18 protein-coding genes are annotated in these 23,958 nt (G+C 53.6%); 15 read left to right on the top strand and 3 right to left on the bottom strand.

The window, feature by feature from the left end; all coding sequences use genetic code 11:
• Positions 1 to 38: 38 nt before the first annotated feature.
• The 7 genes from DQG13_RS12135 to DQG13_RS12105 all read left to right on the top strand — a co-directional run bounded on the left by DQG13_RS12135 (position 39) and on the right by DQG13_RS12105 (position 11,872).
• Positions 39 to 1,625: an extracellular solute-binding protein gene (locus tag DQG13_RS12135; RefSeq protein WP_113020028.1), complete on the top strand. Its 1,587-nt coding sequence runs from the start codon at positions 39 to 41 to the stop codon at positions 1,623 to 1,625.
• A gap of 81 nt (positions 1,626 to 1,706) precedes the next feature.
• On the top strand, positions 1,707 to 4,049 hold the full coding sequence (locus tag DQG13_RS12130) for a helix-turn-helix domain-containing protein (protein ID WP_181592718.1): 2,343 nt from the start codon (positions 1,707 to 1,709) through the stop codon (positions 4,047 to 4,049).
• A gap of 147 nt (positions 4,050 to 4,196) precedes the next feature.
• Entirely contained in the window at positions 4,197 to 5,741 is a 1,545-nt protein-coding gene (locus DQG13_RS12125; RefSeq protein ID WP_181592717.1) for a glycoside hydrolase family 28 protein, read from the top strand.
• A 168-nt stretch (positions 5,742 to 5,909) separates the two neighbouring features.
• Positions 5,910 to 6,908: an ABC transporter permease gene (locus DQG13_RS12120; RefSeq protein ID WP_258525639.1), complete on the top strand. Its 999-nt coding sequence runs from the start codon at positions 5,910 to 5,912 to the stop codon at positions 6,906 to 6,908.
• Positions 6,909 to 6,910: 2 nt separating this feature from the next.
• A complete protein-coding gene (locus tag DQG13_RS12115) occupies positions 6,911 to 7,804 on the top strand; it encodes a carbohydrate ABC transporter permease (RefSeq protein ID WP_113020025.1) in 894 nt (297 codons plus the stop codon).
• A gap of 72 nt (positions 7,805 to 7,876) precedes the next feature.
• On the top strand, positions 7,877 to 9,472 hold the full coding sequence (locus tag DQG13_RS12110; protein ID WP_258525638.1) for an extracellular solute-binding protein: 1,596 nt from the start codon (positions 7,877 to 7,879) through the stop codon (positions 9,470 to 9,472).
• Positions 9,473 to 9,574: 102 nt separating this feature from the next.
• Positions 9,575 to 11,872: a right-handed parallel beta-helix repeat-containing protein gene (locus DQG13_RS12105; protein WP_113020024.1), complete on the top strand. Its 2,298-nt coding sequence runs from the start codon at positions 9,575 to 9,577 to the stop codon at positions 11,870 to 11,872.
• Between the two features lie 65 nt (positions 11,873 to 11,937).
• On the opposite strand, the gene DQG13_RS12100 is transcribed toward DQG13_RS12105, so the two are convergent.
• Positions 11,938 to 14,442: a beta-mannosidase gene (locus tag DQG13_RS12100; protein ID WP_309472232.1), complete on the bottom strand. Its 2,505-nt coding sequence runs from the start codon at positions 14,440 to 14,442 to the stop codon at positions 11,938 to 11,940.
• A gap of 123 nt (positions 14,443 to 14,565) precedes the next feature.
• Between DQG13_RS12100 and DQG13_RS12095 the strand changes: the two genes are divergently transcribed.
• Positions 14,566 to 15,462 carry an AraC family transcriptional regulator gene (locus tag DQG13_RS12095; protein ID WP_113020022.1) on the top strand — a complete coding sequence of 299 codons (897 nt, stop codon included), beginning with the start codon at positions 14,566 to 14,568 and terminating at the stop codon, positions 15,460 to 15,462.
• 123 nt (positions 15,463 to 15,585) lie between these two features.
• Here the strand turns inward: DQG13_RS12095 and DQG13_RS12090 are convergent, their stop codons facing one another.
• Together DQG13_RS12090 and DQG13_RS12085 are read right to left on the bottom strand one after the other, a co-directional pair.
• Entirely contained in the window at positions 15,586 to 16,149 is a 564-nt protein-coding gene (locus tag DQG13_RS12090) for an FAD-dependent oxidoreductase (protein WP_113020021.1), read from the bottom strand.
• A 117-nt stretch (positions 16,150 to 16,266) separates the two neighbouring features.
• Positions 16,267 to 17,163, bottom strand: coding sequence for a peptidylprolyl isomerase (locus tag DQG13_RS12085; RefSeq protein WP_113020020.1), 897 nt, complete (start codon positions 17,161 to 17,163; stop codon positions 16,267 to 16,269).
• Between the two features lie 1,189 nt (positions 17,164 to 18,352).
• On the opposite strand from DQG13_RS12085, the gene DQG13_RS12080 reads away from it, so the two are divergent.
• From DQG13_RS12080 to DQG13_RS12050, 7 genes are all read left to right on the top strand, one after another.
• Positions 18,353 to 18,553 (top strand): cold-shock protein, encoded by a 201-nt coding sequence (locus DQG13_RS12080; protein ID WP_025692494.1) that lies wholly within the window; start codon positions 18,353 to 18,355, stop codon positions 18,551 to 18,553.
• Between the two features lie 143 nt (positions 18,554 to 18,696).
• Positions 18,697 to 18,924 carry a cold-inducible protein YdjO-related protein gene (locus DQG13_RS12075; protein ID WP_309472231.1) on the top strand — a complete coding sequence of 76 codons (228 nt, stop codon included), beginning with the start codon at positions 18,697 to 18,699 and terminating at the stop codon, positions 18,922 to 18,924.
• Between the two features lie 320 nt (positions 18,925 to 19,244).
• Positions 19,245 to 20,144: a branched-chain amino acid ABC transporter permease gene (locus DQG13_RS12070; protein ID WP_113020018.1), complete on the top strand. Its 900-nt coding sequence runs from the start codon at positions 19,245 to 19,247 to the stop codon at positions 20,142 to 20,144.
• A gap of 9 nt (positions 20,145 to 20,153) precedes the next feature.
• Positions 20,154 to 21,131 carry a branched-chain amino acid ABC transporter permease gene (locus tag DQG13_RS12065; protein ID WP_113020080.1) on the top strand — a complete coding sequence of 326 codons (978 nt, stop codon included), beginning with the start codon at positions 20,154 to 20,156 and terminating at the stop codon, positions 21,129 to 21,131.
• Complete coding sequence (locus DQG13_RS12060; protein ID WP_113020017.1) at positions 21,103 to 21,882, top strand: ABC transporter ATP-binding protein; 780 nt, start codon at positions 21,103 to 21,105, stop codon at positions 21,880 to 21,882. Before DQG13_RS12065 ends, DQG13_RS12060 begins: the two co-directional genes overlap by 29 nt.
• 3 nt (positions 21,883 to 21,885) lie before the next feature.
• Positions 21,886 to 22,593 carry an ABC transporter ATP-binding protein gene (locus DQG13_RS12055; protein WP_113020016.1) on the top strand — a complete coding sequence of 236 codons (708 nt, stop codon included), beginning with the start codon at positions 21,886 to 21,888 and terminating at the stop codon, positions 22,591 to 22,593.
• Positions 22,594 to 22,696: 103 nt separating this feature from the next.
• Positions 22,697 to 23,884: an ABC transporter substrate-binding protein gene (locus DQG13_RS12050; RefSeq protein WP_113020015.1), complete on the top strand. Its 1,188-nt coding sequence runs from the start codon at positions 22,697 to 22,699 to the stop codon at positions 23,882 to 23,884.
• Positions 23,885 to 23,958 lie beyond the last annotated feature (74 nt).

Below are 23,958 nucleotides of genomic sequence, written 5' to 3'. Positions count from 1 at the left end.
AGGAGTGTTAATAAAAAATTTGAAAGGGGAAACGAAGTATGAATACCATTCAAAAAAAGAGATCTGCCGCGGTTGCCGCCATGTGTGCGGCTGCATTAACCGCCACCGCCTGCGGTTCCTCCGGCTCTTCCTCCCCGGCCTCTTCACCTGCCGGCGGATCGGCAAGTCCGGCCGCCTCAACAGCGCCGGTGAAGCTGTCCATTGTCCAGCAGGACGGAGGACGGGTGTGGAAAAGCGACAATCCGGCTATTCTGGAGCTGCAGAAGAAAACCAACACCATTTTGGAAGCGAATATGATTCCTTCCGGCGATTTTGCCAATAAGTACAATGTGATGGCTGCTTCCGGCTCCATTCCGGATATCAGCAAAATCCCCAATTTTGATTTCCAGAAGTACGCTGACAACGGCCTGTTTCTGGATATCCAGAAGCTGGTGGACCAATACGGGCCCAATCTGAAGAAGAATATTTCGGAAAATATGTGGGATTTGGTCAAGTATAAGGGCAAGCAGCTGGCCATTCCCTACGCCAATAATCCGGCCAAGATCGTGCCGGTGGTTCGTCAGGACTGGCTGGATAATCTCGGTATGAAGCTACCTACCAATTTGGATGAATATGAGGAAATGCTGAAGAAATTCACCTTTGGCGATCCCGACAAGAACGGAGCCGCCGATACGTATGGCTTGGGCTCCGGCGGCAATTGGAAGGGCGACTTCAGCATGGTTTTCGGCGCCTTCGGCGTTATGCCATTTGATTCCGCAGATAACCGGCAATCCTACATTAAGGATGACGCCATCTATCCCGCCCAGATTTCCGACGAATACCGGGACGCGATTGCTTATATCAAGAAGCTGTGGGACGAGAAGGTGATCGATCCGGAAATCTTCATTATCAAGCAGGATCAGGCCAATCAGAAGCTGGCGCAAAGCAAGGCCGGGACCTTCACGGCATGGTGGTCCATCGCCCCGTCCGTCCTGACCATCAACCTGAAGATGAATCAGATTACGCCCACTGCCAAGTGGAATCCCATTCTGCCTGCGATTAAGGGCCCCAACGGCAAAAGCGGGGTAGAATCCCGCGGGTCGATTAATGGAACCATCAATATCTCGGCCAAAGCCAAAGACCCGGTTGCCGCTATCAAGTTCCTGGATTATCTGGCCAGTGATGAAGGCTGGGAGTTGGCCACCTACGGCATCAAGGGCACACACTATACCGATTTGGTGCAAGGCCGGACAGCGGAGGGCAACAAGGCCATGGAGGAGAAGTGGCTGGACCCCCTCGCCCAGATTATCTACCGACCCGATCTGGTGGACAAGGTGAACAATGCTTCCAAGGACCCGGTGCAAATCGAGAGCAACCGCTTCATCAATGCGGCAAGGGAATACAATCTTTATGAGGATGTGTTCTTCGGAGTGCCGCTTACCGATGAGCAGAAGAACCTGGGTCCGGACCTGGCGAAGTTTGAGGAGGAAATGTTCATCAAGTTCGTAACCGGCAAGGAGCCGCTTGGCAACTGGGATCAATATGTGGAGAACTGGAAGAAAAAAGGCGGTAAGGAGATTCATCAATCCAAGGTCAAGGCTTATAATGAGCTTCGCAGTAAAAATCTCAAGGCCGGCGGAGTATGAAGGCCGGATAATAGATAGAGAGGGTGGCGCAGGCAACTGCGCCACTCCTTCATGATTTGCAGCGAAAGCGGGTGGGTTGCCATGAAAGCAAGGGGGATCAAACGCTTATCTTCAAGCAGCTTTACCGAATATTTCTTTTATCTGACCGGGCTCTCTATACTGATTACGGCCCTGCTGGGCGGTTCTCTGTACTTTTATTCGGCTTCCATGCTACGCAAGGAGGCCATTGCCAACAATAACAACTCCCTGCGGCTTCTGCGCAACGCACAGGAACTGGTGCTGGCGGAGGTGGACAAGTCCATGGGCAATATTTTTCTGGACTCCTTCTATGCCTCCTATATGGACTACTATTACAGGCAGGATATGGTTACTCTGCAAAAATTGCAGCTCAAGCTGGATACGGTGCTGTCCACCAACAATTATATTGAATCCGCTTACGTCTATTACCATAAGGACCGGTTTGTTCTGTCTTCCGGACAGGGCCCTGTCCGCCTGGAGGACTTTAACGACCGTCTGTTTGCCGACGGGCTGACCCACACCTCTTTTAACAAAAATTATGTCCGGACCAGAAGAATCTCCAGCTTCCCTGCGGGAGAGCAAACCATTATTACGATTGTGAAGGCGATCCCGATATTTTATACCTCCAAGTTGCCTGACGCTTATGTGGTGGTGAATATTAAGGGCGAATACTTGCAGGAGATGATGGATTCCATCAAGACCAACCAAAACGCCGCTGTCCTGGTGACGGATGAGGCCGGAAACATCATTACCCAGAAGGCAGGCTCCAACCTGGGAGGCTTGACCGTATCCGGGTACATGTCCCTTCCCCCGGCCAAGCCGGAGGATGCTTATGTGCGGAAGCTTGAGGGAACAGAGACGCTGGTCTCTTATATCACCTCCGATATATACGGATGGACGTATATTTACACCATCCCCATGTCAGCGGTTACGAAGAGCATCCGGGTTTGGGTAAAATCGGCGCTGCTGATCGTCCTGTCCGTCATCGGGTTGAGCCTGTTGTTCTCCCTGCTGTTTTCCAAATGGATGGCCGCCCCCTTAAAGCGCCTGCTGTTTATGCTGAAAAGCCACGCCCCGGATACGGAGCAGGACAAGGAGCCGCCGGAGCATAAGGAGAAGGAGGTTGCGCAGATTGAGCGGCGGGTAACCACCATTCTGGACCGGAACCGGAAGCTGGGACAGATGCTGGAGGAGTATGAGGTATACAGCAAAAATAAATTTCTGCTGTCGCTTTTGACCTTCGATGAGGAGGTAAAGCCGAAAACCCTGGAGACGCTGAATTATTATAAGCTGGATCTGGACCGGAACGGTTATTATGTCACACTGCTGTTCTATATGGATTCCTACGGCTGGTTTGCCAGCGAGCACACCGAGCAAAGCCGGAACACGCTGTTCCTGCAGCTGACCGACGATCTGCGGACCGCGGCGCTGACCGGGCAAAAAGGGTTCATCGCCGAGCCGGAGGCAGGCCATCTGGCGCTGGTGCTGAATTACTCCGAATTCCTTGAGCCGGATGAGGCTGCCATGCTCTCCTTCAGCATGGCCAAGCGGCTGCATGCCATGCTAAGCGAGCAGTACGCTTATTCCTTCACATTGGGAGTCAGCTCCCCCAAGCGGGGAATTATCCGTCTGGCCGACAGCTACCGCGAGGCTGAGGAAGCCCTTCGCAGCCGGATGATCCTGGGAGACAATACAGTGATTCCTTACGGCAGCATCGAAAAAGACGGCAGAGCCCCGATTTCCTATCCCATCTCCATTGAGCGCCATCTGCTGGGCAGTCTGAAGCTGGGGGATTCCCAGGCCGTCTTTCATTACTTGGCCGAATTTGAAGCCTACATTCAGCAGAATGCCACTTACATGGAGACGGTGCGCAGCTTTTTCCTGCAGCTGTTTTTCACCTCGCTGAAGTGCGTGTATGAGATGAATTCGGATTTTGAATTAGGTGCCCTTGTCCGGAATATCCGGCATACGGAATTGATGGGCGAGGAGACCATGCGCGGAATGGCTGCCTACATGAGCAGGGTCTACAGCATGATTCTGCAGCATCTGGAATCCAAGCGCAGCCAGAAGAACAGGGAGTTGGTCGCGGCGGTTAAGCAGTTCGTGCAGGATCATCTTGAGGATGATCTGACAGTTGAACGGCTGGGGGAGCAATTCTATATCAGCGCTTCCTACCTGCGCAGGATCTATAAGGAAGAATCGGGAGAGACGCTGAAGGAATATATCCTGGCGCAGCGGATGGAGCGGGCCAGGCAGCTGCTGGAGCAAACAGAGGACAAGATCGTGGATATTGCCGAGAAGGTAGGATATATGTCGCCCCAGTCCTTCTCCAAAGCCTTTAAGCTGGAGACAGGCAAGACGCCTGTGGAATTTCGCGAGGAGCGCCGCCGTTTTTTTTCTTCATAACAAGAATCGTGACCCGGGCAAAAAATGCACCCGCCGCTTTGCAAGAAATGCACCCGTTTACCGATTATAGCCCTAGGCAGCGCAGGGCGGGCCGGATACAATGAGGTCGAAATTCTTACTTTTAAAGAGATCAGGAGGAGAGAAGGAATGATGTCAGAAGCTGTGTCACCGTCTGTAGCTCTATATCCGCTGCCGGAGATTTATGAGCAATCCCGGAGATTTGCCGTCACCGTGCAAGGGAGGCCGGTGCCTGTGATTGCCTTCCTTACAGAAAAGGATTATGACTATGCCCATTTTTCCTTTAGCGGCAAGATCACCGTAACCATTGAAATCGCGGAGCCGATCCGCGACTTTCAGATCAGCCCCCTGGCCTTTGGCATGGAGGGGAGGGTTGACGGCAACCGGCTAACCTTTCAATTGGAGGAATCCCGTTATCTGATTATCAAGATCAACGGCTACAAGGAGCTGGTGCTGGCGGCCGATCCGTGGGAGGACTTTGCTCCCGATCCGGCCGGAAGCGGAGTCTGCCATCTGGTCAACCGGTACCATGCCGATCCCACGGGACAAAAACCGGCTACCCAGGCTTTGCAGCAGGCTATCGATGAAGCCGGAGCCGCCGGAGGCGGCATTGTGTATGTGCCGTCCGGCGTATTCACTGTCGGCAACATTGTTTTGAAAAGCCAGGTTACGCTCTATTTGCAAGGGGGAGCAGTGCTGCGGGCAACAGGGCGCAGGCAGGATTATACGTCCCATTTTCGCAAGGAGAGCCTTTCCATGGATGGCACCTGGTTTATCACAACCGAACCGGGCTCCGAGAATATTGCCATCCGGGGACGGGGGACCATCGACGGCAACGGCTCGCATATGCGGCTTGCGGAAGGCTTTCTCAATAATCTGATTGTCCCGCTGGGCACCGCCTCCTTCCTGATTGACGGCATTATCGGACGGGATGCGGGCTTGTGGGCTCTAATTCCCACCCGCTCCAAGCATGTGACCATCCGCAACTACAAGGCGTTTCAGTCCTTGGTTCACTATGAGAATGATGCTATGGATATAAATGAGTGCCGGCAGGTAGCGGTGGAGCATACCATCGCCATCTCCGAGGATGATCCCTATTCCGTTAAAACCTGGAGTAAAACGACAGATATTTCCCGCAATTGGCCGGGAGAGCCCCAGGCGGCGGAAGAGGTGGTTTTTGATGATGTGGTGGCGTGGACCTCTTGCGCGGCCTTCAAGATCGGCATGGGTGTTGAACAGCCCCAGAGGAAGGTGACCTTTCGCAACGGGTACGTTTATCAGACCAGCCGGGCCATTGCGGTCCATCACCGCTTTGGAACAGCGCCGACGGAGGATATTGTCTTCGAAAATATAGATATCGAGCAGGTCATCCACCGGCGCAATGGTCCATATTGGCTGCAGCTGGAAATTGAGGACGCCGGCCGGGGAACCGGTCCGGTTCGGCGGATTACGCTGCGCAATATCCGCGTTCGGGATGCAGGCCTCAGACCCAGCAAGCTGAGAGGGAGCGAAACCCCGGCGGGACGGCAGATCATTGAGGACATTACCTTTGAGCGAATCTGTATGCCCGGAAGGAATGCTCCGGCTGCCACGCTGGACGAGATGCAGCTTGCTGACCGGGACTTGTATGCAGGCGCAGCGGTCCTGCCCGCCGTGGAACCGGGAAAGCAGTGAGGAGTTGCAGAATTTTCGGGCTATCCGCTGCTTTCAAGATGTGTCAGAGGCCAATTCACAAGAATTGCAACCTTTTCAAAAGGAGTCCGTAGGCAAAACGGCAGCAATCGACTACGATATGGGCATCGTTTTCTTCATAGAGCAAGGCAACTGGAAAGGGTGAACAAGATGGCAAAATGGAACAGGCTGCAAACCGCCTCCAATGCCGCTGTGTCCGGGACGGCGCCGGGGGGAAACATATGCATGGAGGCTGCGCCTAAGAAAACAGTGTGGAAGAAGCTGTGGATGAACAAGTCATTTTATGTCATGCTGCTTCCCGTAATGGCATTCTATCTGGTTTTTAAGTATCTGCCCATTGGCGGTGAGATCATCGCCTTCAAGGATTATCGCTTTGCCGACGGTATTCTGGGAAGCGATTGGGTGGGACTCAAGCATTTCAGGCTGTTGTTCGGCAGTGTGGATTTCTGGCATGTGCTGCGCAATACCCTGCTGCTGAATGTGTACAGTCTGGTCTTCGGATTTCCGGTTCCCATCCTTCTGGCCCTGATGCTGAACGAGCTGCGGATGGAGGGCTTCAAAAGGGTGATCCAGAACCTGCTGTATATCCCCCACTTCATCTCTTGGGCCGTCCTGGGGGGGATCGTCGTTGCCCTTCTGTCTCCCAGCACAGGGGTGGTCAATATTGTCCTGAGCAAGGTATTCGGCATTGAGCCCATCTACTTCATGGCCAACTCCGGCTGGTGGCCGGTGGCCTATACGCTGTCTTCCATTTGGAAGGAGGCCGGTTGGGGCACCATCCTCTATCTGGCGGCCATGTCCTCCATTGATCCCCAACTGTACGAGGCGGCGAGAATGGATGGAGCCAACAAGCTGCGGCAGATCTGGCATATTACGCTGCCGGGCATCCGCAGCACCATTGCCATTCTGCTGATCCTGCGGATGGGCAGCATGATGGATGTGGGCTTGGAGCAGACTCTGGCCCTCCAGAACAATTCAGTGCTGGATGTGGCGGACGTCATCAGCACCTACGTATATCGCGTAGGCCTGCAAAGCATGAATTACAGCTACACCACGGCTCTGGGATTATTCCAGTCTGTGATTGGATTGATTCTGGTAGTCAGCGTCAATAAAATCATCAATTTGATGGGGGAAAGGGGACTGTGGTAACAATGGCGGCAGCACGCAAAGAAGCATTTTCCCCGGGCAGAATCGGCACCTGGCTAAACTATACTATCCTGGCGCTTTTGTCCCTTACAACCCTGTACCCGTTCTGGTACGAGATCATTGCCTCCATTTCCAGCAGCAGAGCCATCACCTCCGGCGAAGTATTCCTGCTGCCGGTGGAAATCAACCTGGAGGCGTACAAAAAGCTGTTCGATGACGGGCAAATTTTCCGGGCCATGGGCAATACTGCACTTGTTACGGTGGTAGGAACGGCGCTCAACATTACGTTGACGGTGCTGGCAGCGTATCCCCTGTCCAGAAAAAAACTGTACGGACGGGGACCGCTGCTCATGATGATTACCTTCACGATGATTTTCTCGGCAGGCATGATTCCCCATTTCATCCTCATCAAGTCCCTGGGATTGATGGATTCCTACTTTGCCCTTTGGCTGCCGGGGCTAATCAGCACGTATAATATGTTTGTGATGAAAAGTTTTATGGAGGGGCTGCCGGAGGAGATCGAGGAATCCGCCGCCATTGACGGGGCCGGAATTTGGCGCACGCTGGTGCAGATTCTGCTGCCGCTGTGCAAACCGATTCTCGCCGCATTGTCATTATTTTTTGCCGTGGGCTGGTGGAATTCCTACTTTAACGTCATGCTCTATATCAACAAGTCCAGCATGCACACGCTGATGCTGAAGCTTTACCAAATGATCAGGCAAGTGGACCAGAGCCTGCTCAGCACGGAGGGAAGCGAAGGGGTTATGCCCATTATGCTGACCCCGGAGGCGATCAAGGCGGCGTCGGTCATTATCTCCATTACGCCGATTCTGTGTGTGTATCCTTTCCTGCAGAAGCATTTCGTCAAGGGTGTGCTGATCGGATCGGTCAAGGGCTGATGTCTGCGGGGCAGACCCGGTCTGCTCCTGAGATATAATTTGTGATTCATACTACCAAAGGGGATGAACGCATTGAAAAAGAAGGTTCAAACAACAGCATCCATTGTAGCGGCGAGTCTCATCATATCCGTAATGGCAGGGTGCGGCGGCGCCGACTCCAAGGACCAGTCCGGCGGCAACGACGGAGCGGGACAAACGGCCAAGACAGAAATCAGCATTTCCATCTTGGACCGGGGGAAGGTCCCTACGGAGGAAGGAACCTATGAAAGCAACAGATGGACCAAATGGATCAATGAGAATGGGCCTGCCAACGTCAAGTGGATTCCTGTTCTGCGCACGGAATCCAAAACGAAGCTGAACACCTTGATCGCCTCCGGCAGCGCTCCGGACTTAATCTGGGAATTCGATCGGAACTGGATTGCGCAGCTGGTGAATCAGGGCGCGCTTCAGCCATTGGACGATTATATTGAAAAGTACAGCACCACCTTCAAAACCTATTTGAAGGATAACCCGGAGCTAAAGCCGTACTTGACCTTTGATGGAAAGATATACGCCGTCTCCAGCGTCCGGCCCATTGGCAGCGTGGCCAACCATGGCATGTGGATTCGCCAGGATTGGCTGGATAAGCTGGGCTTGAAGGCTCCCACAACTACGGATGAGCTGCTGGATGTGGCGCGTAAATTCAAGAACGGCGATCCTGACGGGAACGGCAAAAACGATACAATCCCGATTGCTTTCGGCTCCAACGCCAAAGGTATTCTGCGGGCCATGTTCCTGACCAATTCGGACCAATGGTATCTCGAAGGCGATAAGCTGGTTTATGGCCGGCTTACGGATAATTACCGGGATTACATGGCTTTCGAGAAGCAATTGTACGACGAGGGGTTGATTGACAAGGAATACATTACGGACACCAACGCCCAGCGGGCCACGCAGCAGTGGATTACCGGAAAATCAGGCATTGATCTGGATAAATGGGATATTTCCACCATGTACACGGATTTGAAGAAGAATGATCCCAATGCCAAGCCGGTTGCTTTGGAGGCCGTATCCTCCAAATACGGCAAAAGCGGTTTGTATCAGGAAACCCCTCCCAATATTCTCGTGGCCTTCAACAGCAAGGCCAGCGAGGAAAAGGTAATTGCCGGCATCAAGTTCCTGGATTGGATGCTGGAGAAGGGCTGGGAGCCCATCAAGAACGGGTTTGAGAACGAGCATTACAAGGTTGCGGACGGTGGTGTGAAGCAAAAGCTGGATACGGCCCAGTTTGAAAAACAGGTGGGTTACGCTTCGGAATATGCGGTGGTTAACCAGGATCAAATCAAGCCGGAGTGGTATCCGCTGATGGCCGCTCCCGACGCTCTTTCCCAGGAATACGCCAAGGCCAAGGCCAATTCGCTGACGGTTGCGTTGAAAAATCCGTATAAGCGGGACATCGCCTACAGCCCGGATCTGGCGGAGCTGACCCAGCTTATCGCCGCTTTTAATCCCATTGAGGTTCAGATCGAAACCAAGGTGATGACAGCCGGGGGAGCCGTCTCGCCCCAGCAGGGCATAGACGAAATCCGCAAGGAATGGAAGCGCCTTGGCGGAGAGAATGTGGAGAAGCTGGTCAATGATTGGTACCAGAAGAACAAGGATCAGCTGAAGGTAAGTGGCGGCAAGTGATGCGGTATGCCGGTTGATGAACGCGTTGAACCGGGAACGGAACTCAACTACTTCGCATTGGAGCAGGATCATGATCAAATAACAATGGGAAGGTGACCGTCAATGGGGAAAAAGGTTCGTTTGTTATGCGCATGCTTGCTGATAGTTTTCATCGCTGTATCCGCCAATCCCGCCCCGGCCAATGCTTTGGATTATGGAGCGCTTCCGTCAGGCATTATGCCGTCAAACGGATGGAGTAACATCGTATGGAATGATCCGGGAGGGTGGACCACCATTAATGTGGCTTTGCACGGCCTGTCGGCAAACGATCCGAATGTGGATGCCGCCGCAGCCGTGAACAGCATTCTCGGCAGCACGTCAGGCAGGCGAGTCCTTTATTTTCCGGAAGGTGATTATTATTTTAAGACCACACTCAGTATTGCAACGGGAGATATTATCATACAAGGCAACGGATTGGAATCGACGACCTTTTATATCGGCGACGCTTCCCATCCCAATACGGAGCTGCGCTTTGACGGCGGCGGTCCGGATACGCCGGTGTCCGTTACCGGCTCGCTGGCCGCAGGCAGCAGCTCCATCACCGTATCCAACGCCAGCGGCCTGAATCCTGGCGATTACATCCTTGTCTATTTATCCGCAGGACGAGTGGCGTGGGGAACCTATACCGAATCCCAAATCGTCAGAATCGCATCCAAAAGCGGAAATACACTAAGCCTGGACATGAAGCTGGGGCTGGATTATACCTCGGCAAAGCTGCCCATGGCAAGGAAGCTGAACCTGCTGTCCAATATCGGCGTAGAGAAGGTGAGGCTGGCCAGAACTGTTCAGCCAACAAGCGAAAATACGAATAATCTTGTTTTGAACCGCGTCGTCAACGGTTATGTCCAAGACATAGAGTCTATCAAGAGCGGACGGGGACATATCTCGGTGGATAACAGCAAGGATGTAGTTGTGGAACGGAATTTCGTTCACGATGCCTTTATTAAAAACGTTGGTGGCTATGCTTATGGCATCGTCGTGAACGGCTCCACGGGAACCCGGATAACGGACAACAAGGCGTGGGATCTGAGACATCATATTTTGCTGCAGCTTGGAGCCAATCATTCCGTGGTCAGCTATAATTCCGTTGAAAGCGCATATACAGGCTATAACGACTTGGCGTTCCATGCGAATTATGCCTATATGAACTTAATTGAAGGCAACAGCTTCAAGGAAAGCTATGCGGACAATTCCAAGTCCGGCGATAGCATCATGACCGCCACCGGTCCGCGAAACACGTGGTTCCGCAATAACGCCAGCGGCAAAATCGGAAGCGATAACACCTCTACCGTGAACCAGAACATAATAGGCAACAACTTGCAGAGCATCTCGACTTCCGGTTCAGGCCATTATGCAGGAGCCAACAGACTTGCTGCCGGAACCGTTCAATGGGGGTCGCTTGGCTCCGGCTCGGCCATTCCGGCATCCTTGTATCTCTCGGCCAAACCTCCGTTCCTGGGCTCCAAGCCTTGGCCGCTATTCGGGCCGGGAGCGGGAACGGATTGGGGCGCGGGCAATACGCTGCCTGCGAAGGACAGAGCCAAACCATCCAGAACGCTGACAGATCACTTGAACGACTGGAGTAAGACATATAGCCATACGGGAAATTTGAATTTCGACTCGGCCAACACAGCTAAATTCGAAGGGGACGCCTCCCGCGTGAAACGAACCGCGGCAACGAATGAGGAGATCGTGTGGAAGCAGAACGGCATGACATCATTCTCCGCTGTGACGTATTACTGGCCTTCGGAAGGCGTTTCTCACTTCAGTCTGTACACTTCGGCTGACGGATCTGCATGGACATTGGCTGCGCCGACAATTGCCGGAGGTTCGGGCGATTGGAAAAAGCACACGTATACCCTTAGCGGGCTGTCGAATGTCAATTATGTAAAAATGCGTTGGAACAACACCGACGGCAGCGTATTTACGCCGCAGCTCTGCAAGGTGACGATGGGCTATATGATTCAAGATGATATGAATGATTGGAGCAAAACGTACAGCCATTCGGCGAATCTGGACTTTGATGCGGCCAATACGGCCAAATTTGAGGGGGATGCTTCGCGGGTGAAGCGAACGGCTGCCACCAATGAAGAAATCGTCTGGAAGCAGCCGGACATAAAGACGTTTGCCGCGGATACGTATTTTTGGCCCAATGAGGCGGTATCGCATTTCACTTTCTATATATCGGCCGACGGCTCCGCGTGGAGTGAAATTACGCCGACGATATCGGGCGGTTCCGGGGATTGGATCAAATATTCTTACCAGCTCAGCAATCTGTCGAATGTCCAGATGCGCTGGAATAATACCGCTGGCAATGCCTATACGCCGCAAATCGGTAAAGTGAGGATCAGCTCGAATTGATTTGAAAAATTTAAAAAAAACAAGAGCCTTCACCGCGAAGGCTCTTGTTTTGCTTCACTCCACGCTCACGACCAGTCGTAGAGGCTTTGGGCCTGCAACTGCTGCCGGAGCTCTTCCAGGGCGAGGGGACGGGACAGGCGCTCCTTGGGCAGTTCGATTATCCGGCTTTCCCCTGCCGACAAGTCGAAGAAATTGTCGCTGAATACGCCGTCGGCTTCCGTCAGGTCCAGCGTGACATATTTGGCAAAGGAGCGGGCCTTTACTGCAATCTCATAGGCCTCCGCCGTTTCCTCCACCGAGAGCTGCAAGGCGGGATCGGCAAATTCGAAATGCTTGGCTTTGGAGAACAGCAGCGTTCCGCGGCTTCGGGTCTCCCCGGTTTCCGGCAGGATGAGGGAATATTCCAGATAGGCGCGCCTGGCCAACTCAGCCTGTTCCCCTCCCAGCTCTCCGCTGAAGTCCAGCTTGCAGATGCATCCGGCAGACAAGGGAGCCATTGCCGCCTGCGCCTCGCCCTTCCGGAGCACCTGTCCGTCCCGGTCCAGAAGCCGCCAGACGACGGTTCCGGCGAAGGGCCCGCGGGTCTCATTGGTTACATAAAGGTCGGCGCGAAGGCCGTCCTCGCAGGCGGACAGCAGCACCGGGGCATAGAAGCGGCGGGCCGAATAATGCAGGGCTTTCCAGCGGCCGTAATAATCGATGGAGGACCAGGAGGCCACCGGCCAGCAGTCGTTCAGCTGCCAATAGATAGAGCCCATGCAGCGTCCGCGGTGGCGCCGCCAATGCTCCACCCCGTACCGGATGGCTTCCGCCTGCAGCACCTGCGATACCAGAAGAAGGGCGTCTGTGCTCCGGGGGTACTTGAAGTGCTCCGCCAGATAAAACATGATTTTCCCGTTGGCTGCCCCGTTCTTCTGGTGCTTCTCCATGATCCGGGAGAAAATATTGCGGTCCTCGGGAAGGGTGAAGCTGCGAACAGTTTTGGGGGAAGGGAAGGATTGGAAGCCAAACTCCGAGCAGAAGCGGAAATGGTATTTCCGGTAAGCCTCAAACGGCTTGAGGCCATGCCAAACCTCCCAATAGTGGACATCTCCCCGGTTCTCGTCATTGGGAGCGTCGAAGCCTCCGCCGGAGGAAGGAGAGGAGGGCCAGTAGGTCCGCTCCGGATCAAGGCTCCTGACCACATCGGCCAGCAGAATCTCGAACTGCTTCAGATATTCCGCCTTCTGGGTCGGCGTTTGGATCACGGAGCTCCAGCTGTCCAACGCCTGTTCGATCTCGTTGTTGCCGCACCACAGCGCCAGGCAGGCCCGGTGGCGCAGCCGCTTCACCTGCCCGATGGCTTCCTGCCGGATATTCTCGGCGAAATCATCCCTCAAGTCATATACCGCGCAGGCGAACATGAAATCCTGCCACACCAGAAGGCCGCAGCGGTCGCACAGGTCGTAGAAATACTCATCCGGATAAATGCCGCCGCCCCACACCCGGATGCAATTGAAGTTAGCTGCGATACAATCCTTGATGAGCTGCTCCGTGCGCTCATAAGAATAACGCGAAAGCAGATTGTCTTCGGGGATATAGTTGGCCCCTTGGGCAAAGATGTCGACGCCGTTGACCCGGAAGCAGAAGCTTTCGCCCCACCCATCCTTTTCCCTGCGCAGCTCCACGGTACGCAGACCCAGGGAGAAGCTGCGGCCGTCCAACACGGCTCCGTCCCTCAGAAGCAGCACCCGGGCGCTGTACAGCGGCTGGCCGCCATATCCGTTGGGCCACCAGAGGAGCGGCTCGGTGATTGTTGCCGCAACGGACACGCAGTTCTCCGAGGGCGGCAGCGTCCGGCATTCCTCATAAAGCAAGGAGCCGTCCGGAGCCAGAATCTGCACCTGGACGCTGACTGGAGGAGAGTCCGCCTGCTCTTCGGCGAGCCATTGATACCCGATGCGGCCGGATAATGTGACGGCGCCTTGGTCGTGCTTTTGTTCCCAGCGGATGTCCTCCAGCCGGGCCTCCTGATAAAATTCCAGACCGATGCTTCTCCAGATCCCCATATCCGGCAGCTGCGGCCCCCAATCCCAGCCGAACATGGAGTGGCCCTTGCGCAGATGGCTGAAGCCGGTGACGGCCTGACCCACTCCCCAGAGGGGCCTTCGCTGCTGTTCCTCTCTGGCAAAACGCACAGGGGAGGTGAAACGGATGAGAATCTCGTTGTCTCCCGGATGGAGCAGAGGCGTCACATCAAATTCGTAGGTCCGGTGCATGTTTTCGGCGCGGGCCAGCCAGGAACCGTTTATTTCCACATCGGCAATGGTGTCCAGCCCCCGGCAGACCAGCGCAATGCGCTGCGCGTCCAGCAGCTCCGGCGCCACGGTGAAGCTGCGTCGATACTCATAGTCAAAGCCCGACAGGCTAAGCGCGGCGTCCTCGTTATCCCGGTAGAAGGGATCATCCATCAAGCCGCTGCCGAGCAAATCGGCATATATAGAGCCCGGCACCTGCGCTTGAAGCCATTGGCCGTCAGGCAGCCTTCTCATCTGCCAGACTCCGTTTAAGTCCAGTGTTATCATGGGCATGTCGCTCCTTCTTTACCACAATAGACTCTTTTTCTCACAAGCCCTGCATTTATGGTAAAATGACGCTGACGATGATGTATAACCATTTGTCGGGACTCTATCTCCGATTGTCGGGAGGCGACTATGACTACCTACCCCATTCAGTTAACCGACCCCCGTTTGTCCTCGCCGCTGCCCGTGGCAGTGGCCATTCATAAGGTGGAACGCCTTTTTCCGGCCCACCGCCATGATTTTCTGGAGATTTCCCTGGTGATCGGTGGCTATGGGGAGGAGGTTGTGAATGGAGCGGCGCATCCCATGATGCCGGGGACGCTGTCGCTGGTGCTTCCGTTCCATGTGCATGAGCTCAGAGCCAATCCGGGCCAGCCGTTGCGTCTGTACAACTGCATGTTTGGCGTGGAGATGCTGCGGTCGGTGGGCGAGGAGCTGGAGCGGCTGAAGGAGAGGCTTCTGGAAGGATCGGCCCGCCGCATGTTCCTGCAGCTGTCCGAAGCGGAAACCGGCAAACTGGCCGCCTTGTTTGAGGAACTGCGGGAGGAATACGACCAGCGGCGCAGCTTAAGATCAGCCATGCTAAAGACCAGACTGACGGAGCTGCTGATCCGGGTGGACCGTCTTCAGAACGGTGGAGCAGAGGGTCAGCCGGAGCAGGAACGCCCCGGAATGCCGGAGAAGGTATGGAAAGTGGTGAGCTATATGCACAACCGCTACCAGGAGCAGCTCAGCCTGTCGGGCCTGGCAAATACATTTCATATGAACCGCACTTATCTCAGCGAAGAGCTCAGGCGGCATACCGGCAAAAGCTTCCTTCAGCTGCTCCATGAAATCCGGTTGCGCCAGGCATGTGCCCTTCTGGCATCCACGGATATGACCATCTGCGCCATCGCTTATGAGGCAGGCTACGGCTCCAGCCAAACCCTGCACAAGGCTTTCCTGAAATACAAGGGAACAACCCCCGGCGAGTACCGCGGAAGCTTGGGGGCCGAAGGGCGGCAGCTCCAAACAATCCCCCAGAATTGACGAGGCTTTGAAGCGGAATCCGGGTACTTTTGGGGCACACAGCACTGCATTTTCGTACAAAAAGAGGCTGCGCCCAAAATTGCTTTTGGGACAGCCTCTATATGATTCCGCTTCAATAGTGCATTATGCCTTCAGCACATCATGGTCCACATAACGCTCGCCGTTCAGCGCGCTCAGCACCTCAACCGCCACGCGGGCGCCGTCGCCTGCGGTAATAATGGTGTGCAGGCTGGTGCCGGCTGCGGCGCCTGCCGCGTATACGCCCGGCACATTGGTTTGGCCGGCTGCATCCGTGGCCACAACGGTTTTTACCCGCGGCTCAGTGCCCGGTTTGGTGGCGATGCCGGAGGCCTCCGCCAGATCCGTGGCCAGCCCGGTGGCGAGAATAACCTTGGCCGCCTGATAGCTTTCCGAATCCGTCTCAATCGTCAGCCCCTCGCCGGCTGCGGCAATCTTGACAGCCTTGGCGGCAACGATCTCTGCACCGAATTTGGCGGCCTGCTTCTTGCCGTTCTCCACCAGATCCGGACCGGTAATTTCATTTACGCCGTAATGATTTTCGATCCATGCCCGTTTAGTGATGCTTTGGTTGGCGTCGATAACCAATGTTTTTTTGCCCGCCTTGGCGGCGAACAGCGCGGCGCTTGCGCCGGTGGGTCCTGCTCCGATAATCGCTACATCATACATGAATGGCTCCGTCCTTTCCCCAGTCAGGTTTACAATCGATTCTTCTATATTATAGCAAACCTTAGAAGAAAATGATAATAAACCGAGCCATTCAGTGTAAACAGGTTGGAAAACATGCTATTCCAGGAAGCTTTCCACACTGGCCGCGGCGCGCTTCTCCTGAAGCCAGCTTTGGGACAGGGTGGAAATTTGCTCCTCCGAAAGGGCTTGGCGGATTTCCTCCGTTTTCTCCTCCAAAGTGGGGGTTGTTGCATCCTTATGGTCTGTTGCTTTAATCACATGAAACCCGTGGCTGGTTTCCACAACACTGCTCAGCTCCCCGGTCTTGAGGGCAAAGGCGGCGGTTTCAAACGGCTCCTCCATGATGCCCTTGGCGAAAAAGTCCAAATCCCCGCCTGCTTCCTTTGAGCCGGTATCCGTGGATTTTTCCTTGGCCAGAGTGGCGAAGTCGGCGCCGCCCTGCAGGCTGGCCAATACGGCTTCGGCTTCTTCTTTAGTGGCTACCAGAATATGCGAGGCGCGGACCTCCTCGGGAGTTTTCATGGACTCCAGATTAGTGTCGTAGTAGGTTTTGATCTCCTCATCGGTGACCTTAACCTGAGGCTCCAGCAGCTTGCGCAGCTGCACCTGAATATACATGTCCTCCTTCAGCGATTCCAAGGTCATATTATAGGTAGCAAGAGCTTGGGTGAATTCCTCGTCCGACGAGAAGGATTTCTTGATTTGCTCCACTTCCTTGTCCAGATCGGCATCCGTAACCTGGATGTTGGCTTTGTCGCTTTCCTGCTTGACCAGCTCCTCGCTGATCATGGTTTCCAGAGTCTGCGGACCGCCGGCCTTGACCATTGCGCTGTACAGCTGGGATTTCAGGATGGGGGTACCGTTCACCTTGGCTACCGTGGCGTCCTCCGATTTTCCGGGGGGATAAATAATGATATAAATAATAAGCGCAGCAAGCAGAACAAAGGAGGAAACCATCCAGATGCGGCTAATTCCCAATGATGTGTTTTTCAAATGCGTAACATCCCTTCTCTAATTGAAATGGCCGTCAGGCGGAAAACTCACCCGCACAGTTTATTATGCCCGGGCAAGCTGAACGGGGCCTGAAGACAAGCTTAACGCCACATTAATTTGCAACTACCCAGCTATTGTCCGTAATACCCTAACTGTCTCGAGCGCCGCTTGAAAAACAGCGGATTTGGAGGTTTCCCAGTGTAAACAGCGCACTGTATGTCCGTAAAATGTCCGTAAGAGCGCTAATTTGATGAATAACGGAGGTACGGTCCAGATGGCGCTTCCTGCTCTAACCGAAGGCAGTTTTTTTGCGCCATCCTGCCGCAGATCCAGCTCCTGGAAATGCTATAATGCAAAAGTGCATCTATTTTGGGCTGCGAGCCCACTTTCTCGCTCCGATCATGCAAAAGTGCAGTTATTTTCATTTAAAACCGCCAAAAAGCTAAAATCCAGGTGAAATAGATGTACTTTTGCATGATGCCCCTCCGTTCCAGCAGTTGACTCATGAAATAAATGCACTTTTACATTATGGGCATTCCATATACTTCCATATTGTTCTACATTCCCAGCATCCCACCACCATCTGCCATACATCAGAGATGTTGTCACTAAAAGCAGCTAATAGCAATTGGAATTGGGACAGAATGTGCCTGCGGAGACAATAAGGGCTCCAAGTCCTTTTAAAACACAATTATTCCAAACAGACAGCTGAGTAGCCACCATTAATTTGCAATTGCGATTGAGAATCATTCTTACATTAATTTTATAACTTTACAAAAGTAAGTGGTGGTGTTATTATTATAAAATAATTATTACAAATTATATATGGAGGTGCTCCCAATGGGAAAATGCGCATGCGGCAACACCAAAAACAGCTCCGGGAACTGTGACGGCTCCCACGCCAAGAAGGAAAAGTAAGCCCAGGCTATCCAGACCTATCCGATATAAGCAGAGGCGACCCTCCGGAAGATGCTGTCCTCCGGGGGGTTTTTCTTTAAACAAAAAAATGTTCCCCAAAAATTTGTAATGCTGTCCGCAATGTGGTATGATGGTTTCAACGATATGGAAACCTGAATTCACATAATGGCAAAGGTTATCTATACTCATCATAACCTTTCCGAATTATGCGGATTTTTTATTTTTAGGAATAAAGAAGGCCATATTGAACAAACTTTTTGGAGGTAATACCATGCAAACAGGTACAGTTAAATGGTTCAACGCAGAAAAGGGCTTCGGTTTCATCGAAGTTGAAGGCGGCAACGACGTATTCGTACACTTCAGCGCTATCGTTGGCGACGGCTTCAAGACTTTGGACGAAGGCCAACGCGTTGAGTTCAACGTAGTTCAAGGCAACCGCGGCCCGCAAGCCGAGAACGTTGTTAAGCTGTAATCTCGGATAACCAAGCTGCCCTTGGCCTTTATGGTTGAGGGCGGCTTTTTATTTTTTGGCAACATGTGCAACATTGCGCTGCTCCAAGCGGCGGCGGTCCCCTGTCCACTTATCCTCGATTTAGTCCGAAAGAGATTATCCATATGCCAGGAGGGATATTCATGTATTCACGGAATAAATGGCGGGAAGAAATTCCTTGTGAGGCAACGGCTGTCTGGGTATGTACGAATGAAGAATGCACGTGCTGGATGAGAAACAACTTTTCATTTGAATCGACTCCAACTTGTTGGAAGTGCCAATCGCCCATGTCCATCGGAACAAGACAGCTTCCTCCGATTCACAACAACAATCCGGAGATGAAGGACAGATAGGAAGAAAAGAGCAAGAACGCAGGCGGCGGACCAATCCGGCCGCCTTTTTATATTGCACAGAAGTTGGGCGGAAAGCCCCTTTCAGGAATTGACCAGCCTAATAACCATTGTTAAAAAACTGTACACATTTTGTGTGTAAACTTATATCACAAGCTCCCGCTTTTATGATAATCTATGAAGCAATAAATCATTTTTGTCCTCCCATGGGAGACGTTTGTTTTTAGTTGGCGGAACAAAAGGGGGAATAGATAGTTATTTACAACAAACAACATGTGGTGTTATAATTACTAACACATTCCTAACACAGAAGAGGTGTACTAATGGAATATTACATTCAACAGATCATCAACGGTCTGTCGGTGGGGAGCATTTACGCGCTTATCGCCTTGGGCTATACGATGGTTTACGGCATTATTAAGCTGATTAATTTTGCACACGGCGACGTGTTTATGGTGGGCGCCTTCGCAGGCCTCTATGTTGCCAAAGGCTTGGATCAATACAATCTGCCCCCAGTTGTGGTGTTCCTGATCGCATTGGTGTCCTCCATGCTCTTCAGCGCAATTCTCGGCATGGTCATCGAACGCATCGCTTACCGTCCTCTGCGGAACGCCTCGCGGATATCCATTCTGATTACAGCGGTGGGTGTGTCCTTCCTGCTGGAGAACGGCGGCATCTTCATCGTCGGGCCGCAGCCCAAGGGCTTCCCGGAGATTATCGCCAAGAAGCAATTTGATATCCTGGGCCTGCAAATTGACTCCAACCAGATTATGATTCTTCTCCTCACTGTTTTGCTGATGGTTGTCCTCCAATACATTGTCCAGCGGACCAAAACCGGCAAGGCCATGCGCGCCGTATCCTTCGACATGGAGGCCGCCCGCCTGATGGGCATCAATGTGGACCGGACCATCTCCTCCACCTTTGCCATTGGCTCCGCACTGGCTGCTGCAGCCGGCGTTATATTCGGCATGACGTACAATTCCGTTGATCCGCTGATGGGGATGCTCCCCGGTCTGAAGGCTTTTGTCGCCGCCGTTTTGGGCGGAATCGGCAGCATTCCCGGCGCTCTGGTGGGCGGTCTGCTTCTGGGCACAGTGGAAACCGGCGTTTCCTCGGTGGGTTACTCCATGTGGCGGGACGGCGTTGCCTTCGCAGTGCTGATTCTTATTCTGATTTTTAAACCCTCCGGTCTGTTCGGCAAGAACATCCGGGAGAAAGTGTAGGTGCCCGCCATGCTGAAAGCCGCAAAACCCTTTGCCGCCATGCTGGCAGGCTGTCTGATCGTCTTTTTTGTCTTCCAGGTGCTGGTGTCCGGCGGAACCCTGAATGATGTGGCGGAGACTACGCTGATCCTTATCTGCATCAATATCATCCTTACCGTATCGCTGAACCTCATCAACGGCTTCACCGGCCAATTCTCCCTGGGCCATGCCGGATTTATGTCCATTGGCGCCTATACGTCAGCCATTCTCACATTGGACTTCAACTGGGCCTTTCCGCTGGCAATTGTAGCCGGGGGTACAGTGGCCGCCCTGTTCGGATTTCTCATCGGTTTGCCTACCCTTCGTTTGAAGGGCGACTATCTGGCCATTGCCACTCTGGGCCTCGGAGAGATTATCCGGATCGCTTTGTTGAATACGGAATATGTCGGCGGAGCCTCGGGCTTAAGCGGCATTCCGGCCAAAACCACCTGGGGATGGGTATTCCTCTTTACCGTCATTACGGTTATTGTGATCCAGAACTTCGTACGCTCCACCCACGGCCGTGCCTGCATCGCCATCCGCGAGAATGAGATTGCGGCCGAATCCATGGGGATCAATACCACCATCTACAAGGTCATCGCCTTTGTGATCGGTTCCTTCTTCGCCGGAGTCGGCGGAGCGCTTTATGCCCACAAGTTCTATGTCATCAACCCCACCAGCTTTAACTTCCTGAAATCCTTTGAAATTCTGGTTATGGTCGTATTGGGCGGCCTGGGCAGCACCACAGGGGCTATTGTGGGAGCTGTTGCGCTGACCATGATCTTCACCCTGCTGCAGGATTATCCCGAGCTGCGGATGATTATTTATTCCCTGGCCCTGGTTATTATGATGATCTTCCGCCCAAGCGGCATGATGGGGAATAAGGAATTCAATTATAAATTCATAACCAAACGGTTCCGGAAGAAGGGAGCGAATGTCCATGACAGCGACGTCTCTAGCGCTTCTTAATGTCAAACAAGCCAGCCGTACCTTCGGCGGCCTGAAGGCTCTGACCGATGTATCCCTGTACTTGAACGAAGGGGAGCTCATCGGGCTGATCGGCCCCAATGGAGCGGGCAAAACCACCCTCTTTAATCTGCTGACCGGCGTATACGAGCCCTCCGAGGGCCAGGTGCTGCTGTCGGGGGAGTCCATTGGGGGCATGAAGCCCTATAAGATCAACTGGAAAGGCGCTGCCCGCACCTTCCAGAACATCCGGCTGTTCGGCAATATGACGGTGGAGGAGAATGTGAAGATTGCCTTCCACCAGCATGCCAAGCACAGCGTCTGGACCACCTTTCTGAGACTGCCCGGATTTTTCAAGGGCGAGCAGGAAATTACCACAGAGGCGCTGAATCTGCTGAAAATTTTCAAGCTGGATCATATGAAGGATGAGCTGGCCAAGAACTTAAGCTACGGCAACCAGCGCCGTCTGGAGATTGCCCGCGCCTTGGCTTCCCGGCCCAAGCTGCTGCTTCTGGATGAGCCGGCCGCCGGGATGAATCCCAATGAAACGGAAGAATTGATGCATCTGATCCGCTGGATACGGGAGGAATTCAATCTGACCATCCTCCTGATTGAGCATGACATGTCCCTGGTTATGGGCGTGTGCGACCGCATCTATGTACTGGACCGGGGTATGCTGATTGCCAACGGCACGCCGGAGATGATCCGTTCAAATCCGAAGGTAATCGAGGCATACTTGGGACAGGAGGCTTAATTCATGCTGAAGGTTGAAGACATCAATGTATATTACGGAGCAATCCATGCGCTGCAGGGTGTAAGCCTGGAGGTGCTCGAAGGGGAGATTGTGACGCTGATCGGCGCCAACGGCGCAGGCAAGTCCACGCTTCTGAAAACTCTGTCCGGCCTCCTGAAGCCCAAGACCGGCGACATCAGGTTCCTGGGCAAATCCATCGCCGGGCAGTCCGCTACCTCTATCGTCATGCAGGGTCTGATTCATTGTCCCGAGGGACGGCGCGTGTTCGCCAATATGTCCGTTGAGGAGAACCTGGAGCTGGGCGCTTATCTGCGCAAGGATTCCCAGCAGATCAAGAAGGACATGGATGGGGTGTACGAGCGTTTCCCCCGCCTTCTGGAGCGCAAAAAACAGCAATCCGGCACCTTGTCCGGCGGCGAGCAGCAGATGCTGGCCATTGGCCGGGCGCTGATGTCCCGCCCCAAGCTGCTGCTTCTGGATGAGCCCTCCATGGGGCTTGCTCCGCTCCTGGTGCAGGATATTTTCCGCACCGTCGAGGAAATCAACAAACAAGGCACCACCGTCCTGCTCGTGGAGCAAAACGCCAATCAGGCCCTCAAGATTGCTGACCGGGCCTACGTGCTGGAGACCGGCAATATTGTGCTGTCGGGCACTGCCGCAGAGCTGTCGCAATCCGAGGAAATCAAGGCGGCTTACCTGGGCGGCCATTAAGCAATTTTCCCCCAAAAAGTGAAGCCAGAGCCGAATGAAACGTGCCCCAGACACGTTCAGAATATACAATTCATCATTAATGGGAGAAGGAAGGGAATCAGAAATGAAGAAAACATGGATCGCTGCGGCGACAGCACTGGTGCTGACAGTCGCCCCCCTGGCAGGCTGCGGGGAGAAAAAAGAGAACTCCGCAAGCGGAGGAGACACAGGGGGTACCATCAAGATTGGAGCCAACTTCGAGATGACCGGCGGGCAAGCTTCCTTCGGCAATTCCTCGATGAAAGGATTGAAGCTGGCCGTCAACGAAATCAACGCCGCAGGCGGCGTGTTGGGCAAGCAGCTTGAACTGATTCAAGCCGACAATGCCTCCAAATCCGAGGAAGCTACACGGGCTGCACAGAAGCTCATCTCCAACGACAAGGTTGTGGCGCTGATTGGGCCCGTAACCTCCACCAACACCTTGGGCGCCGTACCGGTTGCACAAGAGAAGAAAGTACCGCTCATCACCACCTCCGCCACCAACCCCAAGGTTACCGTGGATGAGCGCACCAACAAGGTGAATGAGTATGTATTCCGCGTTTGCTTCATCGACCCCTTCCAAGGCAAGGTGGCGGCAGACTTCGCCTCCAAGGAGCTGAAGGCGAAGAACGCAGCTATCTATCTGGACTCCTCCTCCGACTATTCCAAGGGTCTCCAAAAGTTCTTTAAAGAAACCTTCACCAAAAACGGCGGCACCATTGTAGCCGAAGAATCCTATCAGCAAAAGGATACCGACTTCAAAGCGGTTCTGACCCGCATCAAGGAAAAGAACCCGGAATTCATCTATGTTCCCGGCTACTATGAGGAAGTCGGCAAGATTGTGAAGCAAGCCCGCGAGCTGGGCATCAAGGCTCCCATTATGGGCGGCGACGGCTGGGATTCCCCGCAGCTCCTGGAGATTGCCGGCAAGGACGCTCTGAACAACACCTATCTGTCCAACCACTATGCCGCTGACGACAGCTCGGCAGAGATCAAGAAGTTCGTGGAAGCCTTCAAGAAGGAAAACAACAATGAAACTCCCGACTCCCTGGCTGCTCTCGGTTATGATGCTGTGAACATGCTGGTGGATGCCATCAAGCGCGCCAATTCCACTGATCCGCAGAAGATCACCGATGCCCTGGCCCAAACCAAGGATCTGAAGCTGGCTACCGGCTCCCTGACGCTGAACGAAACCCATGACCCGGTGAAATCCGCTGTTGTGCTGGAGTACAAGGACGGCAAGCAAGTGTTTAAAGCCAAGGTAAATCCGTAAGCTTCCACTAAATAGCACCTATTGCAAAAAAACGCTGCTCCGGTCTATGACACGGGCAGCGTTTTTTTGTGAAA

The organism is Paenibacillus sp. YN15 (genome assembly GCF_003285005.1).
Taxonomy (GTDB): Bacteria; Bacillota; Bacilli; order Paenibacillales; family NBRC-103111; genus Paenibacillus_AR.
The sequence above is the reverse complement of the archived record's forward strand: the minus strand, read 5'-3'. Positions and strand labels throughout refer to the sequence as shown.